General features: G+C 50.4%; 15 protein-coding genes. 4 read left to right on the forward strand and 11 right to left on the reverse strand.

Annotation, left to right across the window (positions count from 1 at the left end; genetic code table 11):
• Window positions 1-2: 2 nt before the first annotated feature.
• Genes PRU_RS12085 through PRU_RS12100 form a run of 4 tightly spaced genes read right to left on the reverse strand, consistent with a single transcriptional unit; the run spans window position 3 to window position 5,177 of the window.
• On the reverse strand, window positions 3-1,907 hold the full coding sequence (locus PRU_RS12085; RefSeq protein ID WP_013064038.1) for a HAMP domain-containing sensor histidine kinase: 1,905 nt from the start codon (window positions 1,905-1,907) through the stop codon (window positions 3-5).
• A complete protein-coding gene (locus PRU_RS12090) occupies window positions 1,900-3,252 on the reverse strand; it encodes a PDC sensor domain-containing protein (protein WP_013065286.1) in 1,353 nt (450 codons plus the stop codon). The genes PRU_RS12085 and PRU_RS12090 overlap by 8 nt, the downstream gene beginning before the upstream one ends.
• Window positions 3,253-3,270: 18 nt before the next feature.
• Window positions 3,271-4,341 carry a butyrate kinase gene (gene buk, locus PRU_RS12095; protein ID WP_013064720.1) on the reverse strand — a complete coding sequence of 357 codons (1,071 nt, stop codon included), beginning with the start codon at window positions 4,339-4,341 and terminating at the stop codon, window positions 3,271-3,273.
• On the reverse strand, window positions 4,341-5,177 hold the full coding sequence (locus PRU_RS12100; RefSeq protein WP_013063718.1) for a phosphate acyltransferase: 837 nt from the start codon (window positions 5,175-5,177) through the stop codon (window positions 4,341-4,343). The genes buk and PRU_RS12100 overlap by 1 nt, the downstream gene beginning before the upstream one ends.
• An 88-nt stretch (window positions 5,178-5,265) precedes the next feature.
• Here PRU_RS12100 and PRU_RS12105 point away from each other — a divergent pair, with 88 nt between their 5' ends.
• Together PRU_RS12105 and PRU_RS12110 are read left to right on the forward strand one after the other, a co-directional pair.
• Window positions 5,266-7,641 (forward strand): glycoside hydrolase family 95 protein, encoded by a 2,376-nt coding sequence (locus tag PRU_RS12105; protein ID WP_041386202.1) that lies wholly within the window; start codon window positions 5,266-5,268, stop codon window positions 7,639-7,641.
• Complete coding sequence (locus tag PRU_RS12110) at window positions 7,635-8,522, forward strand: AraC family transcriptional regulator (protein WP_013064609.1); 888 nt, start codon at window positions 7,635-7,637, stop codon at window positions 8,520-8,522. Before PRU_RS12105 ends, PRU_RS12110 begins: the two co-directional genes overlap by 7 nt.
• Here the strand turns inward: PRU_RS12110 and PRU_RS12115 are convergent.
• The 3 genes from PRU_RS12115 to gpmI form a co-directional block, all read right to left on the reverse strand.
• A complete protein-coding gene (locus PRU_RS12115; protein WP_013065356.1) occupies window positions 8,517-9,149 on the reverse strand; it encodes a DUF3109 family protein in 633 nt (210 codons plus the stop codon). The genes PRU_RS12110 and PRU_RS12115 overlap by 6 nt on opposite strands.
• A 34-nt stretch (window positions 9,150-9,183) precedes the next feature.
• A complete protein-coding gene (locus PRU_RS12120) occupies window positions 9,184-9,849 on the reverse strand; it encodes a uracil-DNA glycosylase (protein ID WP_013064572.1) in 666 nt (221 codons plus the stop codon).
• 96 nt (window positions 9,850-9,945) lie between these two features.
• Window positions 9,946-11,466 (reverse strand): 2,3-bisphosphoglycerate-independent phosphoglycerate mutase, encoded by a 1,521-nt coding sequence (gene gpmI / locus PRU_RS12125; protein ID WP_013065707.1) that lies wholly within the window; start codon window positions 11,464-11,466, stop codon window positions 9,946-9,948.
• A gap of 219 nt (window positions 11,467-11,685) precedes the next feature.
• On the opposite strand from gpmI, the gene PRU_RS12130 reads away from it, so the two are divergent.
• Both PRU_RS12130 and PRU_RS16150 read left to right on the forward strand, forming a co-directional pair.
• Complete coding sequence (locus tag PRU_RS12130) at window positions 11,686-12,006, forward strand: TfoX/Sxy family protein (RefSeq protein ID WP_013064945.1); 321 nt, start codon at window positions 11,686-11,688, stop codon at window positions 12,004-12,006.
• A 124-nt stretch (window positions 12,007-12,130) separates the two neighbouring features.
• A complete protein-coding gene (locus PRU_RS16150) occupies window positions 12,131-12,265 on the forward strand; it encodes a fibronectin type III domain-containing protein (protein ID WP_013064181.1) in 135 nt (44 codons plus the stop codon).
• Window positions 12,266-12,330: 65 nt separating this feature from the next.
• On the opposite strand, the gene PRU_RS16405 is transcribed toward PRU_RS16150, so the two are convergent.
• From PRU_RS16405 to PRU_RS12145, 4 genes are all read right to left on the reverse strand, one after another.
• Window positions 12,331-12,465 carry a hypothetical protein gene (locus tag PRU_RS16405; protein ID WP_258575521.1) on the reverse strand — a complete coding sequence of 45 codons (135 nt, stop codon included), beginning with the start codon at window positions 12,463-12,465 and terminating at the stop codon, window positions 12,331-12,333.
• A gap of 13 nt (window positions 12,466-12,478) precedes the next feature.
• The gene (locus PRU_RS12135) at window positions 12,479-16,360 is read right to left on the reverse strand and encodes a beta strand repeat-containing protein (RefSeq protein ID WP_143040111.1); all 3,882 of its coding nucleotides are present in this window, start codon (window positions 16,358-16,360) and stop codon (window positions 12,479-12,481) included.
• Window positions 16,361-16,682: 322 nt separating this feature from the next.
• Complete coding sequence (locus PRU_RS12140) at window positions 16,683-17,786, reverse strand: helix-turn-helix domain-containing protein (RefSeq protein ID WP_041386205.1); 1,104 nt, start codon at window positions 17,784-17,786, stop codon at window positions 16,683-16,685.
• Window positions 17,787-18,014: 228 nt separating this feature from the next.
• A complete protein-coding gene (locus tag PRU_RS12145) occupies window positions 18,015-18,371 on the reverse strand; it encodes a BRO-N domain-containing protein (RefSeq protein ID WP_224083053.1) in 357 nt (118 codons plus the stop codon).
• Window positions 18,372-18,561 lie beyond the last annotated feature (190 nt).

Here is an 18,561-nt window from a genome sequence, read left to right on the forward strand (position 1 = left end):
CTTTAATTTGTATTTGGGATGGTGAGGATGAAGCGACAGCCAGAGTGGTAGGTGGTGTCGAGAACTACATCGCCGCCTAGGTTCTGGGCGTGGCGCTTGGCTAGCGGCAGGCCCAAGCCGAGACCTTCGGAGAGGTCATCGACCTTGGTAAAGAACTTAAAGAGGTGTTCTACTTCGGCCTCAGGGATGCCGTTACCCTGATCCTGAACCGCAAAGCTAACCATAGCCTCATCGGCCGATACCTGCAACTCAACATGCTTTCCGTCGGAATACTTGGCGGCATTGTACATCAGCTCCAACAACGCATGCATAAAATAGGTGCGGTTGGTAAGCACACTGAAATCGTCGGCCAGTTGCGACTGGATGCTGATACTAACACCAGGATAGCGCTGGCGCACCACATCTGCAGCCTGATGGGCCTCTTGTACACACAGCAGCGTGTCGGTTTTATCGCAATTCATCTCCTCGTTCAATCCAGAATCAGAGCTGTCAAACAGCATCTGCACCATGCGGTTAAGCTGGGTGGCATTATGGTTCATGGTATCGGTAACATTCTTCAGATCGTCGTCCGACAGGTTACCGCTACCAGCATCGCTCAGCACCTGAGCAAAGCCCATAATGATATTCAGCGGCGTGCGTATCTGGTGGGTAACGTTCTGTATAAAAGTGGTCTTCTGGCGGTCGGCCTCCTGAGCCATACGGGTGGCCTGCAGCAGTTCCTCGTTGCGCTGGCGGGTCTGGTCGCTCACAAAGCGCACACTCTTCATGTGGTAGTTAAGCGATTCCAGCATCTGTGCAAAGCTGTTCTGCAAACGGCCTATCACATCGATACGTGTGGTGCGAGGGATAGTAACATCCATATTACCAGCTGTAATGCTCTGGGTTTTATCCAGCAGCTCGTGCAGCGGACGGATGGTATGAGCCATAGCGCGATGACTCAACAGAATAATCACCAGCAAGCCGAGTACCAGCAGCGATACCACGATATAAATCAGTCGATGGTAACCTTCCATCACATCGCTATCAGGACACACAATAGCCAGGCTCCACTTGGTGCCAGGCACAGGCTGGTAGCACACGATGCAATCGGCACCATCCATGTTTACCATCATATTACCCCTTTTGCCGCTGGTCATCTCGTGGCCCAGCACTATCTGGTCGGCCTGTTTGCGGGTATCGGCGCCCGTAAAGATGGTTTGCTTAAACAGCAGCGTAGAATCGGGATGCACATAGTAGCGGCCATTCTCGCCTATCAGCATGAAATAAGAATGGGGATAGGGTTTCATAGCCGACATTTCGTGCGAGAGTCGCAACAGCGAGAGGTCGGTAGAAATCACACCCACAAACGCGCTATCGGCATTATAAAGCGGTTTGCAATACGATGCCAACATGCCATCGAGGGTGAGCTCCAACGAGTCAACCTCATCGTAATATGCCACCCAGCAGGCATCGCGCAGCTGGTGGGGCGTTTTATACCATACCTTATTAAAATAGTCGTAGGGCTCTTCGATAACCGTGGTTACCGAGTCGGCTTTACGTACCGAGTAAGCCGAGAAATAACGTCCGTACTGGGGGAACATATCAGGCTGGGCACTGATAGAGCAGCCGTCGATATGGGGATTGAGACTCACGATACGATTGGCGAAATACAACAGCGAGTCGGGTGTAAACACCTGCTCTACCTGCCACAGGTTGGCATTGGTAGCCGTCTCGATAGTCAGGAAATGCCGGTTAAGCTGCTGCATGGTGGCATTCAGTACGCTACTGGCATGCCCGATGGCCTCGTTACGAATCATTTTTCGCGACTGGGTGAACAGCACGCCCAGCGAGATGACAAAGATGGGGGCAGCCAGAATCAGGAGTGCCACGCTGAGTTTGGTTGAGAACGACTTACGGATATTAATCATGATCGGCCTCCTTTCTCATTTCATCGTCCGACATCGATATCAGATTCTTCAGCAGCTCGGTGATGGCCTTACCCTTCTTCTGTACATCGCTCACCAACTGGGCTGTATCACGATCCGACTGACTGCAAAGCTGCTGCACATCCTGTTCGATGGCAACGGCAGGTTCCATCATCTGGTTGGTCATGTTATGTAGGAACGAGGTTTTCATACGGTCGGCCTTCTTAGCCTGATCGTAAGCCTTTCGCAATCCCTCGCAGCGCTGATACAGGGTATTCTTCAGACTCTCCAGCTCGTCTATCTGGGTGGCCAGCGAGCGTTGCATCAGCTGGAAGTTGTCCTGCAAACGTCCCACCTCATCAATATGCTTGCTATCAGGGATGGGTTCGCTAAAGTTACCTGCGGCAATATGCTGCGCCTGGGATGTAAGCATGAGCAGAGGCTTCAAGCGGCTCTTGATAACCGCATGACTCAACAGGAACGTCAACAGCAGGCCTATAATACTGATAACCAGCACATAGTACTGCAAGTTGTTGTAATCGCCAAAGATGTCGCGCTCTGGATAGATAATACCAGCGCTCCACCCCAGATGGCCGATGGCGCGGCCGCGCACACTGCTACGACTGAAGGGCTTGAAGTACACATAGAAATCGGTGCCCCACAAACGGAATGTGCGATAATCGGTCTGGCCGGCAATCATGGCCTGCACAGCCTCGCCAAGTTCAGCGTTGGCATTAGCCTTAGATATCTCAATGGCCGACTGCTGCATCAGCTGCTCAGCATCGGGATGCACAATAAAGTTGCCCACACTATCGAGCAGCACACAGAACGAGTTTTCGGAAGGTTTGGTCTGAGCCACAATGCGCGAGAGCAAACCTATCGAAACATCGGTACTGACGTAACCCGCAAGCTGCCCTGCAGTATTATACAACGGCACACTGAAACTGATAAGCGGCTCCTTACCCTCCTGGACAGGTTTTACGGTCCACTTCGACTCTTTTATTGTAGTGTCGCCAAGGGCGATGGTGCAATCGGCCACGTAAGGGTTACTGTCTATGAGTTTGCGGCGATAGAGTTCCAATGCCTCAGGATTGTTGATACGAGATGGCAGACTGTAATACACATTACCCGTAGCCTGCTCAACACTCAGCAGAATGTTATCGATATTCTGCACCGTGCCATCCAGCGTCTGGGTAACGCGGGCCATGGTTTCTTCCTTTACCTTTTTTCGCGAGTAAAGCAGCATGACTACCAACGAGGCTATGAGCAGAACGGCCATAGCCGAGACAGCCATCAGACTGATTTTGACTGATAGGCGGCCTTTGATAAAGTTAGTTAGTTTAGTCATACTTACCTACGTTTTTGTTTACTTGTACTCCTTAGCTTTTCGTTTGCCTTGCAGCACCGCCAGGGCGTTCAGGGCCAGGGCTTCCATCTCGTCTTCGCCAGGGAAACAGCGGATGGGTGCCAGAAAGCCTACACGCTCGCGGATACGACTCACGATATATTCACTCCTGGCAAGGCCACCCGTTAGCAGGATGGCATCTATCTGACCACAGAGCACAGCACTCTCGGAGGCAATGTTCTTGGCCACATGATATATCATCGCATCCAGGATTAGCTTGGCGTGCTGGTCGCCATAATCCTCGATGCGGCGCAACACCTCGCGCACATCGTTGGTGCCCAGATGGGCATTCAGTCCGGCCTTGCCGGCAATGCGCTTCAGCAGTTGCTTCTCGTTATATTTTCCACTAAAACAGAGTCGGATGAGATCCGATGCTGGCAGCGAACCGGCACGTTCGGGCGAGAACGGCCCCTCGCCATCCAGGGCGTTGTTGGCATCAACGGCACGGCCTTTTTCGTGGGCTGCGATTGAGATGCCGCCACCCATGTGGCAGATAATCAGATTCAAGTCCTCGTACTCCTTACCAATCTCCGATGCATACCTGCGAGCTATGGCACGCTGGTTAAGGGCATGCCAGATGCAGATACGGTTCATCAGCGGCGAACCTGAGATACGGGCATAGTCGTTCAACTCATCTACCACACCAGGATCGGCTATAAACGAGCGGCAATGAGGGATGGTAGCAGCTATCTCGTGGGCTATCAGGCAGCCTAAGTTACAGGCATGGTTATGCAGGGCAATACCGCTGTGGGTATCCTGTATCATCAAGTCGTTAATCTCGTAAACACCACCTTCGAGTGGTTTCACCAGTCCACCTCGGCCTATCACAGCATCAAACTCCACGGGTATATCGGCCTGGCGCAACTCGTCGAGCACCAGCTGCTTACGAAAGTCCTGCTGTTCAATCACATCGTCGAAATGGGCCAGCTCGTCGGCACTATGAGCAATGGTGCGGACCAGCAGAGGCGATTCGTCGTCGAAAACGGCAATCTTCGTAGATGTTGAACCTGGGTTTATAACTAATATCTTCATTAAATTGCAGCTAAAGCCAAAGAGTAGTACTTTGAATCGGGGCTGTCGGCACGCGATGGCAGCACGCAGCAGCACTGGGTGCCCTGCAGCACACCTGCCGTCTTGGCATAACCAAACAGGGTGATGGTTTTGTAGAACACATTACCAGCTACGATATCGGGGAATATCAAGGCATCGGCCTGTCCGTCGATCACGCTGTGGATACCCTTTTCGCGCAGACTAACGGAGTCGAGCGATGTCTTGAGGTCGAGTGGACCATCGATGATGCAACGTCCGAACTTACCCGTCTGAGCCTCGGCTATAATCTCTAAGTAATCCACGGTATATGGGAATGTTTTGGCGCTCACCTTCTCGGCACAGTGAATGAGCGAGATACGCGGCTCCTCGATACCCAAGGCGTGACACACATAGTTTACATAGTGTATCTGCTGGCGGCGCTGGGCCTCGGTGGGTACAGGTATCACGGCTGCGTCGGTAAAAAACAGCAGCTTCTCGTACTTAGGTATCTCGGCCATCGCCACATGGGTTAACACATGGCCTGGGCGCAGTATACCGTTCTCCTTATCCAGGATAGCCTTCAGCAGCACATCGGTATTCACAAGGCCCTTCATCAGGATATCGGCCTCGCCATTCTTACACAGGGCCACAGCACGGCGCGCACACTCCTCCTTGTCGTCGCCATCCACGTAGATAGGCTCGATAAATCCCATCTCCTTACCCTTCTCAACAGCGTATCGGGTGCTGGCATCGTTGGCACAAACCACAGCCACGCGCTTCTTGTCGCCACGCTGCTGCAGAAAGACTATCATATCATTTAAAGTTCGTATCGACTGCATAGGTTTATTATTTTTATCGGTTTAATGGCGCAAATATACAAATATTTTTGTATCTTTGCAAGCAGAAACCGATAAAAACAAAAAAAAGATGAAGAATTACCTGCTTTTACTAACTATGACGTGCCTAACTGCTACGGCACAGCAGCAGGCTCCAATGGTATTGGAGTACAACAAACCAGCTACGTTTTTCGAAGAATCGCTACCTATTGGTAACGGTAAGATGGGTGCCCTGATTTATGGCGGCACCGACGACAACGTGATTTATCTGAACGACATTACGCTGTGGACAGGTAAACCTGTGGATCGCAACCTGGATGCCGATGCCCACAAGTGGATACCTGAGATTCGCAAGGCGCTGTTTAACGAGAACTATGCGCTGGCCGACTCGCTGCAGCTGCACGTGCAGGGTCCTAACTCGCAGCACTACCAGCCACTGGGCACACTGCATATCAAGGACTTAGGTCTGGGCGAGATTAAGTACTACCGCCGCACGCTGGATATCGACTCGGCGATTGTTCGCGACAGTTACGAACGCGACGGCCGCCACATCACCCGCGAGTATTTTGCCTCAAATCCTGATAAGCTGATAGCTATCCGTCTGCGTGGCGACATCAACTGCCAGATAGCTCTTACAGCCCAGGTGCCCCACCAGGTAAAGAGCGGCTTAGGACAGCTTACTATGACGGGCCACGCCACAGGCGATGCACAGGAGAGTACACACTTCTGCACCATCCTAAGCGTAAAGACCGATGGCGAGATGGCTGCCAGCGACTCATCGCTCACCATCACCAAAGCCAAGGAGGCTATCATCTACATTGTAAACGAAACCAGCTTTAACGGGTTCGATAAGCACCCTGTACGCGAGGGCGCCAACTACCTGGAGGCTGTAACCAACGACCTGTGGCACACACAGAACATGACGTTCGACGAGTTCTATGCCCGCCACCTGGCCGATTATAAGACTATCTACGACCGCGTAAAAATCTGTCTGAACAAGGGCGGTCGCAATCCTAAGGACCTGCCAGGTGCCAAGGATCGCCGTATGACCGACGAGATGCTGCTGGATTATACCAATGGCAACGACCAGACACCTTATCTGGAGGAGCTTTACTTCCAGTTCGGCCGCTATCTGCTTATCTCAGCCTCGCGCACCAAGAACGTGCCTGCCAACCTGCAGGGTTTGTGGGCCCCCCAGCTGTGGTCGCCCTGGCGTGGCAACTATACGGTAAACATCAATTTGGAGGAGAACTACTGGCCTGCCTTTGTGGCTAACATGGCCGAGATGGCTGAGCCACTTGACGGTTTTATTGCCGGCTTGGCAGCCAACGGCAAGTTCACCGCCAAGAACTACTATAACATCCACGAGGGCTGGTGCTCGAGTCATAACAGCGACATCTGGGCGATGACCAACCCTGTAGGCGAGAAGAACGAGAGTCCTGAGTGGAGTAACTGGAACCTAGGTGGTGCCTGGCTGGTAAACACCCTGTGGGAGCGCTACCAGTTTACACAGGACAAGACTTACCTGAAGAACATTGCCTATCCGCTGATGAAGGGTGCTGCCCAGTTCTGCTTGCGTTGGCTCATCGACAACCCCAAGCAGCCAGGCGAGCTGATTACTGCCCCCAGCACATCGCCCGAAAACGAGTATAAGACCGATAAGGGCTATCACGGCACTACCTGCTACGGTGGTACAGCAGATCTGGCCATTATCCGCGAACTGTTTATCAACACCATTGCTGCAGGCAAGGTGCTTGGACTGAAGAATAAGGAGATGGAGCAGGCCCTGGCTAAGCTGCACCCCTACACTATCGGCCACATGGGCGACCTGAACGAGTGGTACTACGACTGGGACGACTGGGATTTCCAGCATCGCCATCAGAGCCACCTCATCGGTCTCTACCCAGGCAATCATCTCACTGATGCCACCCTGCAGAAGGCAGCCGAGCGTTCGCTGGAGATTAAGGGCGACAAGACCACCGGCTGGAGCACAGGCTGGCGTATTAACCTGTGGGCCCGATTGCACAACGCCAAGCAGGCTTATCACATCTATCAGAAGCTGCTTACACCTATTGCCCCACGCGGTGTGCGTAAGGAGGATTGGAAGGCCTGGCACAAGGGCGGCGGTACCTACCCCAACCTGTTTGATGCGCATCCACCTTTCCAGATTGACGGTAACTTTGGCGGCACAGCCGGTGTGTGCGAGATGCTGATGCAAAGTTCAATAGTTAATGGTCAATGTTCAATCGAGTTACTGCCAGCATGCCCAGAGCAGTGGCAGGATGGCGCCATTAGCGGATTGTGCGCTCGTGGTGGCTACGAGGTAAGCTTCGAGTGGAAAAATGGCAAGGTGCGCGGTTGCAGCATCAAAGCCAAGAAAGCAGGAACACTTACGCTTATATATAACGGTCAGCAGAAGAAGGTAAAACTGAAGGCTGGCGAGACACAAAACATTAAAACATGGTAAAAGCTAAAAAGCAAATACTGATACAGGACACTGAGTTTAAAAAGGCAAAAAACTGGGAAGGATCGGTTTGTCTCGACGACGACCTGCTGTTGTCCGACCAGATTAACAAGGCCCCTATGCCCAGCGAGCCCAGAAAGATGAACTTCATTCTGATTGGCCTTTGCACCAAAGGAAAGATTAGCTACCGCATGGACACCGAAGAACTGGTGGTGCATGCTGGCGAGTTGCTGGTGGTAAGCGAACGCCACGTTATCGATGGTTACAAGTGCTCTGATAATATGGAGGGCTTGTGCATCATGATGAGTGTGAATTTCTTCCACGAGATCATCAAGAGCGTACACGATGTAAGCTCGCTGTTTGTGTTTGCCCGCATGCAGCCTGTGATGAAGCTCGAGGCCGACGAGATCGCAACGTTCACAGAATACTTCCAGTTTATCAAACAAAAAATCAGCGACAACCACAACCATTTCCGTAAGGATTTGATTCGCACGCTGATGCTGGCGATGTTCTACGATGTGGGCAACGTGATCTACAGGGTGAAGAACTTCGACGAGTCGCTGCTGCGCTCCGAGAAGGTGTTTACACGATTCCTGAAGATGGTTGAGGAGAACTGCAAACGCGAACGCCGCGTCAGTTGGTATGCCCAGCAGCTCAACATCACCCCCAAATACCTTTCTACAGCCGTTAAGCGCATCAGCGGTCGCACAGCAGTAGAGTGGATTGAGAACTACGTGACCATGGAATTGCGCGTGCTACTGAAAAACAGCACCAAATCCATCAAGGAGATAACCGAAGAGTTGAACTTCCCCAATCAGAGTTTCCTGGGTAAGTACTTTAAGGAACACGTGGGCATGACGCCCTCGGCCTATCGCAAATCATAGGTAGCCCTGCTCCTTCAGCTCGCTCACGGTATCAAGCAACTCCTGATACCAAGCCTCGCCAAAGCGACGGATCAACGGATCGCGCAGGAACTGATACAGATACAGATTCTCCTGAATGCCCTTGGCAATGGCCATCTTACAAACGCTCCAGCGGTTGTAGTTCAAGCCCGTCAAGCCGCCGCCAAGCTGCTTTTCGCGGATAGGATACAAAGCACAGCTAATAGGCTTGCAGAAGTGGGTACGCCCTGCTCTGTAAGCCTTTTCTAATGCACACAGGCAACAGTTCTTAATGGGCAGGTGGGTATTCCAATCCTCAATGTCGCCGTAATAGGTAAACACACAATCCTTTCCTCCTACAATACTGGTTACCAGGTCACCCTCCTGATCGGTATAGGCCACGCCCTGCTTATCGATAACAGCCTGTGCCGATGCCGAGAGGTCGTCCCACACGTCATCCACGCATTCTTCGATGGCTGCTATTTCGTCCATCGTTACAGGGGCGCCTGCATCGCCTTCAACACAGCACTCACCCTTGCAAACGCTCAGGTCGCAACAAAACTTCTCCGTCAGTATTTCCGACGAGAGCAACACATCACCTACTTGTATAATTGGGGGAATTGTATTCAATTGATAATTGATAATTGATAATTGATAATTTTGATTACCATTGTATGGGAGCCTGGCCGTTTTGTTCGAGATAGGCATTACAGCGCGAGAATTGGTGCTGACCGAACCAGCCGCCACGATTAGCACTCAGTGGCGATGGGTGTACGCTCTCAAGCACCAGGTTGTTCTGCTTGTCAATCATATACGCCTTCGAGCGGGCATAGCCGCCCCACAGCATATACACCAGGTGCTGGCGGTTTTGTGCCAATGCCTGTATAGCGGCATCGGTAAACTTCTGCCAACCCAGCTGCGAATGACTGTTGGCCTGATGAGCGCGAACGGTAAGCGATGCATTAAGCAGCAGCACGCCCTGCTCGGCCCAACGGGTGAGATTGCCCGATGTGGGGATAGGCGTACCAAGGTCGGCCTGAATCTCCTTGAAGATATTCTGCAGCGAGGGCGGAAACTGGATACCGTCCTGAACCGAGAAACTCAGTCCGTGTGCCTGTCCTGGCTCGTGATAGGGGTCCTGACCGATAATCACTACCTTTACCTGGTCGAACGGACACAGGTTAAAGGCATTAAATATCAGTTTGCCTGGGGGATAGCAGGTAGTAGTTTGATACTCCTTTCGCACAGCCTCAGCAAGCTGCGTAAAGTAAGGCTTTTCAAACTCGCCACTAAGGTGTCCCTTCCAAGATTCCTCTATCTGTACTGCCATATTCTTTTAAAATTTGGCACGGATTACGCAGATTAACACAGATTATTTTTTCGTTATCAAAAATCCGTGAAATCCGTGTAATCCGTGCCTAAAACATTAATCGCAAATCAGGTTCTCACCAGTCATGTCGGCAGGCTGCTCCAGACCCATGATGTGCAGGATTGAAGGAGCCACGTCGGCCAGACGTCCGTCCTTAACTGTAGCCGAGTTGTTGTTGGTTACATAGATGAAAGGAACGGGGTTCAGCGAGTGAGCGGTATTTGGTGTGCCATCGGGATTGATAGCGTTGTCGGCATTACCGTGGTCGGCAATGATGATAGCCTCGTAGTCGTTGGCCTTAGCAGCCTCGATCACATCCTTCACGCAGTTGTCAACAGCCCAAACAGCCTTGGCAATAGCATTGTAGATACCAGTGTGACCTACCATGTCGCCGTTAGCAAAGTTAACTACGATAAAGTCGTACTTAGCCTCGTTGATAGCAGCCACCAGCTTATCCTTTACCTCGAAGGCGCTCATCTCAGGCTTCAGGTCGTAGGTAGCCACCTTTGGACTTGGAACCAGGATACGATCCTCGCCATCGTATGGCTGCTCGCGACCACCGTTGAAGAAGAATGTTACGTGAGCATACTTCTCGGTCTCGGCAGTGTGCAACTGTTTCTTGCCCTGCTTGCTCAGGTACTCGCCCAGTGTATTCTCAACGTTCTCCTTGGGGAACAGGATGTTCACACCCTTGAAGTTAGCGTCGTATGGAGTCATGCAGTAGTACTGCAGACCAGGGATAGTCTTCATGCCCTGCTCTGGCATATCCTCCTGAGTCAGCGCGATAGTCATCTCCTTAGCACGGTCGTTACGGAAATTGATGAAGATAACTACATCACCCTCTTCGATGCAACCGTTCACAGCGGCATTGTGGATTGGCTTGATGAACTCGTCGGTCACACCCTCGTCGTAGCTCTCCTGCATAGCAGCAACCATATCGGTGCTCTGCTTACCAGTACCGTTCACAATCAGGTCGTAACCCTCTTTTACACGCTCCCAGCGCTTATCGCGGTCCATTGCATAGAAACGACCAACGATTGATGCGATGGCAGCATCGTTATCGGCACAAACCTTGCTAATCTGCTCGATAAAGCCCTTACCGCTCTTGGGGTCGGTATCACGACCATCCATGAAGCAGTGTACGAAAGTCTGGTTCTTCAGACCGTAAGCCTTACCAATCTCGATGAGCTTGAACAGGTGGTCGAGCGAAGAGTGTACACCTCCGTTAGATGTCAGTCCCATCAGGTGCAGCTTCTTGTTGTTCTCCTTGGCATAGGTGTAAGCAGCCTTAACCTGAGGATTCTCCATGATAGAGCCGTCCTTGCAGGCACGGTTAATCTTTACGAGGTCCTGATAAACGATGCGTCCGGCACCGATATTCAGGTGACCCACCTCAGAGTTACCCATCTGTCCGTCGGGCAGACCCACATCTTCGCCAGATGCCTGGAGCTGAGAGTGAGCTGAAGTAGCTGTTAACAGATCGAGGTAAGGAGTTGGCGTGTTGAAAATCACATCACCCTTACCATGCTTACCGATTCCCCATCCATCGAGAATCATCAAAAGTGCTTTCTTTGCCATAATCTTATTACTAATTTAAACGTACGTTCTTAAAATCGCGTGCAAAGGTACGAAAAAAAACTATCATAGCCGCATTACGCATCCATGTTTATTGATAAAAAAACAAAAAACTCTGTATATCAATACGTTCGGTTCGCAAAAAACAATTATCTTTGCAACATCAAGTTAACAATTTTTCTTTTTGTATATATGGTATCTGTTTAAGTAATCCCTATCATCATGGCAAGCAATGCAGATTTTGTACAGTATATCGCCGACCAATGTAGCGGTGCGGGCGAGATTGTAGCCAAGAAGATGTTTGGCGACTACGGCATCTATTGCGATGGCAAGATATTCGGTTTGATTTGCGACGACCACTTTTATCTCAAGCCCACCGATGCCGTACGTGAGATGCTGCGCACCATCGATATGCGCCCACCCTACCCCGGTGCCAAGCCCTACTTCTACATCGCCGATGTAGACGATCACGGCTACCTATCCGCCCTGGTCAAAGAAACCTGCAAACATCTCCCTGAGCCAAAGCCCAAGAAGAAGAAATAAAAAAGCCGCCGACGCATCTTTTTCGAGATACATCGGCGGTTACTATTTTACGCCTGTATAAGCCTTACTTTTCGTCGATTCCACTCACTTCGCAGCATCTCCAGCCAACTGCAAAGGCGACCACATGGAGATAACGCTCAAGAATCTAAAGCCCAACACCACCTATTACTATTGCGCTCAGGCCCTCTGCACACTGGCCATCGGCCGAGCCGACTGGTACAAATCACAGGTTAAGAGCTTCACCACATCACCGGAATAAAAAAAATCCCCAATATTTCTGCCCATTTAGGCATGAAATATTGGGGATACCAGCATAATAATCAATTAATCCAGCCAATCACCGTAATCTGGTGCATCTGGTGCACCTGGATATTTCTCGCCACTGCCTACCAACAAGGCACTCTGGTGGTGCAGTTCTATTACCTGCATAGATGGTTTGGTATATGTTTTCTTTTTCATAATTTTCAATTCTTTAATTCTTGATTACAACCTTTTTACCATTATTGATATAGATGCCCTTCTTGGTGGGCTTGCCGCTGAGCTTATGTCCGCTCATGTCATACCAACCGCTAAAGTCAATCTCGCCCGTTTCAGTGTCGAGCGTACCGATGGCTGTTGTACCGCCCTGATTGTCGTCGTCATCCTGATTACCAGGTCCTACATTCGACAGTAGTCTGACTACGATGCTACTGGGCAGTTCCTCGTCTGAAGCACCACGGGTCTTAGATGCATTCGGCGTGTTGCTCCACAGTAGGTAGCAGGTCATCGGGCGAATCTTGGCGCCGCTCTTCACCTTCACGAAATCACCAACGTTGATGCCAGTTTTTGCCACGCCAGCAAAGCCGTAAACCTTGCCAATCTCATCGGACCGCTCTTGGGTATAATCGTTATCCTTGGTATCGCTAGTCCATTTGATATAAGAATAGGTGCCCTTGAACGTCCAATTACTACCCTTATCAGCCTTCTGGCATTCGCCACCCTTGGTGGTGTTCAGTGTAACCTTTTCGGAGAGAGTAAACGTGATGCCATTGATATCATCTGCAGGCATAAACAGATATGGTGTATTGGCCGTCAGCTTGTCTACCTTCGTCATGGTAGCCACCCACTGATTGTTTTTGGTTTGCTCATCCTTCTTAACATCCACAAAGTCATAGAAAACGCCACCATCTGCCTTGTCGCAGGTATAATCAAATGGCAGCATGATGGTTGAAGCCTTATCCTTACTAAACTTACGGTTCAGAGTGATTGCCTCCACAACTGGATTGTCAGTAATCTCAACAGTACCGATAGATGTTCCATCAATGGTTGCAATCTTACCGATTTGGTCTTCAGAAGTAGTCAGGGCTCCATAGGTAGTCACCTTCGGCACGATGGTGAACTTCGCCGTTATCGAACCTGCGTAGTTGCCCGCACCGTTGATGGTCACGGTATAGTCGCCCGTATTCTGCAGTTTGTCAGTTGGAGCAGTCACAATATAGTCTGTAGCCTGTTCGAGTGTTTTCTCACCGTCCTTCACGACAACAGCCTTCTCGTCGAAAGTAATCTCACTACCCGTCCATGTCTGCGATGGAATGTCGATGGTGATGTCATCACTAGTCACGGCCTTCTGGGCGATGGTGAATGTCGCCGTGGTCTCGCCCTTATAGTTGCCCTGGCCGGTGATGGTGACGGTAGCTGTTCCTGCGCTGATGTTATTGCTGTAAGCCACCTCGTAATCTGTTCCAAGCGTAAGGTTTTTTTCTCCATCGGTTACGGTTACTTCTGGTTCGATGGCAGAGCCGGTGTAGGTCTGGACATCGATGGCGGCAATAGTGATGCCATCATTGGTCACAGCCTTCGGGATGATGGTGAACGTCGCTGCTTTCTCGCCCGAGTAGTTGCCCTTGCCGGTAATGGTAGCAGTGGCAGTACCCACATTCACATTGGCAGAATACCCGATGGTGTAATCTGTTCCAAGCGTAAGGGTTTTTTCTCCATCGTTTACGGTTACTCCTGGTTCGATGGCAGAGCCGGTGTAGGTCTTGTCAGCGATGGCGGCAATAGTGATGCCATCATTGGTCACAGCCTTCGGGCTGATGGTGAACGTCGCTGCTTTCTCGCCCGAGTAGTTGCCCACGCCACTAATTGTATAGGTGTAGTCACCTGCGTCTTGAATCGTGCCACTCGGAGCAGTTACGGTGTAGTCGGTATTCTTAATGAGCTCGGTCTCGCCATCCTTCACGGTGATGACGGGTGTCAATCCGCTGCCCGTCCATGTCTGCGACGGAATGGTGACGGTGATGCCATCATTGGTAACGGCCTTCTGGGTGATGGTCACCTCGATAGAACCAGAAACATCGTTATGATTGGCATCGCCTGCCACCTTATAATATACGGTATAAGTCCCAGCATTCGTTTCTGTTGGGATGTCAGCTGAATAATTATTGCCGTCGGTGCTGTAAAGCAATGTGCCGAAGTCGGTTGTTCCAGCGGCCACGAGATTCAGGCTCCCGCCTGTATATATTAGGTTTTCAACAGCCGCCGGAGCGGTGACAGTGGGTGTAGCCTTAACGATGGTGAATGTTTTTGATGTCGTTCCAGCATAATTTCCCTTACCGGTAATAGTGATGGTTGCTGTACCTACTATCGTATTGTTGCTGTAAGTCACCTCATAATCCACATCCTTCACAAGTGCCGTTCCCTCATACGTAATCACCAAATCAGGCTCGATTGCAGAACCTGTATAGGGCTGGTCATCTATATCAGCGATGACACAACTCCCGAGATCTCTCTTCAGCGTCACCGTCAGGTCGAGGCCATCTCTTTGTCCGGATACGTCACTATGGAAGGTGAGTGTCATCTGCGTGCCACTGCTGATGAGCGTACCGATGTTCTCTCCTGACTCACTACCATACTTGTCACCAATCTTTTGTGCAGAGGTAGAGCCGCCATCATACACCATCAAGTAGTCTAATGGATTATTTACCTGCACTTCCGCCGTCACCGTGCCGGTGAGCTGCAGGACATAGTGGTCGGGAGCAGTTAGAACGAGACCGCCATCATAAGAGTTGCTATATTTGGCCTTAGCGCCGCCATCATCATACACCTTAAACGAGCTTACGCCCTCGGGGATGGTAGCATTTTCGATGCCGGTCTTTGGCATGTTGATGTAGTCAACACCATTGGCATCTTTCTTGAAGCCGATGGAAATAACCTCGAAGGCGATGGACTTCGAACCAGTGTACGAGCCCTTGCCATTGATGGTCAGCGTGTATTTGCCCCCTTCGGTGATATGGATGGTGGTCGATTCCTGCGATGTCGTTCCGAGCGTGGCTGTGTAGTCAGTGCCCAGTGTGAGCGTATGTCCTTCGGCATCGCTCACGCTAAAGGGGATGTCGAGGTAGCTGCCCGTCAAATCGTACGAGGCGCTGATGCCCGAAATGGTGGCAGCAGAAAGCTGGTTTTGTTCACTGCCCTTAGGAACGAGTGTCAAACTCACCTTTTTCTTGATATTCTCGGTAGTTGCCTCACCAACACCTACAATATTGAACTTTTTACCATCGGCGAAGCTGATGCTGCCAAGACGGTTGCTAAAGCCATAAGCTCCGCTGGAATTTCCACCTGTGACTTGGATGAAATCCAAAGTCTTTGCCCAGCCGAGGACCAGCGATCCGCTGGTTTTGTCTGCGGCGCCATTGCCCGGACCTATACCAGGAGCATTTTCGCCGCCGGTAGCAGTCACCTGTCCACCGTTGATAACAATTTTACCGCAGCCGCCATAGGCACCATTATCATAACTACAATTGCCACCACCAATACCAGCTGCCTTGTTACCACCCGTGGCGTTGACGATGCCACCGTTGATGGTAATGGTGCCGTTGCCGTCGAGTTCGCTATTAGAATCGCCGCCGATACCAGCGCTCTGTGCACCACCTTTGACGTTGACGATACCGCCGTTGATGGTGATATTGCCGTATTGGGTTGGATATTTTTTAATACCGACCTTTTTAAAGCCACCTCCGATACCGGCTCTACTAATTCCATTTTTTTCAATGGTCAGCTTGCCAGTGCCGTTAGTGCCGCCTTGGATGGTCAGAGAGTTACCAACTCTCACCTCGATGCCATTCGGGGCTGTGAGGGTATAGCCGTCGGTAAGGATGAGCGTCACGTCGCCCTCGACGGTAATACGATCTGCGATGGTCACGTCGCCGTTGGTCACGTAAGTGTTGCCGTTCGTCCACGTGGTGGATGTGGATGGTGTCAGCGTCACGTTGTCGGCCCACGTCGTAACGGCGGTGACTAGCATGAAGAGCAGGGTTAATAACAATCGTCCTTTATGGACGGTAGGATGGGCATTTTTGACAAAACGATTCATTGCCCGAGATGAATCATGGAATAGTTGAATAAAGCAATACATATAGTGATATTATAAAAAAAGATAGCGACTTTGCTGTCTGTCGCCCGTTTGAATGTTGCGCCAGCAGGCGCGGATGAAGAGAAAAATTGGTTTATGGCGGCAAAAGTACGGAGATTATGCGGAATCGACCATACCAAATTGTACAAACGCATTACAAATGAAGCGCAAGTTCATTACATATGAATGCAAGACACATTACAAATTGTACAAAACGTGTAAGAAACGATGTAAGAACCATCGCAAAAATACTTCATTTATCCCAAAAACTTTACCATTTGTATCATTTTGTCGTTTTGGGACTCAATCCTTCGTTTTCAAGTTTTTTCTTAGCGCGATAGTAGGCCGTGTATGACGAGAAGCCCGATGCAAGAGCAGCAGATTCCTTGGTTTCGTTAGGGTGTTGAGACAGATATTGCTCGTAGTGAGTCAGTCGTAGACTGTTCACATAGTTGGCGAATGAGCTGAAATGGCAACGGAAAGTAAGCGAGACATTGGTTCGGCCGAGATGCGTGTGAGCCACGACATCATCGAGCTTCAGGTGACTGTCAAGATAAGCACGCTGGCCTTTGACGTATTCCTCTATCTCGATAGCAGTTTGTTCTATCTGTTCATTCTTGTTATCATCAGTCGGTTCTTCGTGGCATTCGGTTATGTCGGCTTCCGATGACGAGAGAATGGTCTTGCGTCGCCAAGCAGGCATGACGTTGAGCAGCAATAGGATGTTGGATGCCGCCAAGAGCACGTTATCAATGGCCATCCACAATGGCGAGTCCCAAATGTAGGCGGGCCAAAGCAGCGGTGTGAAGAGTACAGGGGCGAGCCAGACACGACGGGCATAGTCAGCAGGGAAGTCATCAGGGTTGGAATAGTTCTGGTCGCGCGCCTCTTCCATCCAGTGTTTCACCTGCCACATGGCAAGCCCGGAATAAACCATCATGATGATACTCTCAATGAGTACCACGTAGTTCCAGATGCGCAACCCTTGGGCATTTAGAATTCCTGAGGGAAACCAGGCATCGACGGCGGGTACGAGCATGGTGGCGACAACTATCAGCGCTGCTGCCCAACTTACGGTTTTCCACTGGTTCCATTGCTTTACCGAGCCGAAGAAACAGAGTAGCAGCACGCCACAGTAGAAATAGTAACAGGCCGGGAAGTATGATTTTTCCAGCATCCATGCCGACGGACTAGCCGGGTTGATGATGTATGGTAGAAGGATGGTGGCGCAAAGGTAGATAAGACACTGTAGTTTGCGATCGGGCCAGATATATTTGTGGCGTTCCTTGGGGGCGCGACAGGTGTGGAACCATCGTACCGCAGAAAATGTCCAGCAAGTGGTCAGATACATCAGTGCTGCCAATCCGTAAAAATAGTATTCGCTCATTGTCGTCTCAAAAAGATTAGTGTTCTATGAACACGGATACAAAATTACAACAATTTTGGGAAATATCGTTACACTTTCGTCAGTTTAACATAATTTTTGACAATTTTGTGGCATTTTGATATAAAAACCGAGAAAAACATAGAATTAAGAAGCAAATCCGCCCTTATTAATTACTGACATTGTACTCCAAACATATAGTGCATCCGAGGTACAATGACCTTGACCATTTTAACCACCCGTCTGGCGAATCTGTGGCAGCACCTCGCTGGTAACCCACCGCTTAAAGGCTTTGGCCTGTGGAAGCTTTGAAGAGAGAATCAGTGAGTAGAGACCACTTTCGTTGATGATAACTACTTTCGATTTATAGTTAGAACCAGTCCCCTGAATCAGGGTAGTGGTTTTATCTTCGATATCAACATGTGTGGAAATAGCGTTTTCAGGTTTGCTATCCCCCAGCGCCAGTGCCACATCTTTGCCAACAAAGAAAGTCTCGGGTTTCGTAGGCACCGTCGCGAATCGCGAGGGTGCCCTGAATCGGGGCCCCCCGCGACCGGTGGTCATGGTGGTCAAGGTCAAAGTGGTCATTTTCGATTTCGGAAACGCGGTCATTGCTCACTATATATAAATAGAATATTTATATTATAGTGGCGGAATTTGACAGTTGGTTTTCGATTTTGACCAAAATGACTTTGACCATCGCGACCGCGGCCCCGAAGTGACATTAAACATGAAACATGAAAGATTAAACATTAAGCATTCGTGAACCGCAATGCCA

Origin of the sequence: Xylanibacter ruminicola 23, from assembly GCF_000025925.1 — a bacterium.
Classification (GTDB): Bacteria; Bacteroidota; Bacteroidia; order Bacteroidales; family Bacteroidaceae; genus Prevotella; species Prevotella ruminicola.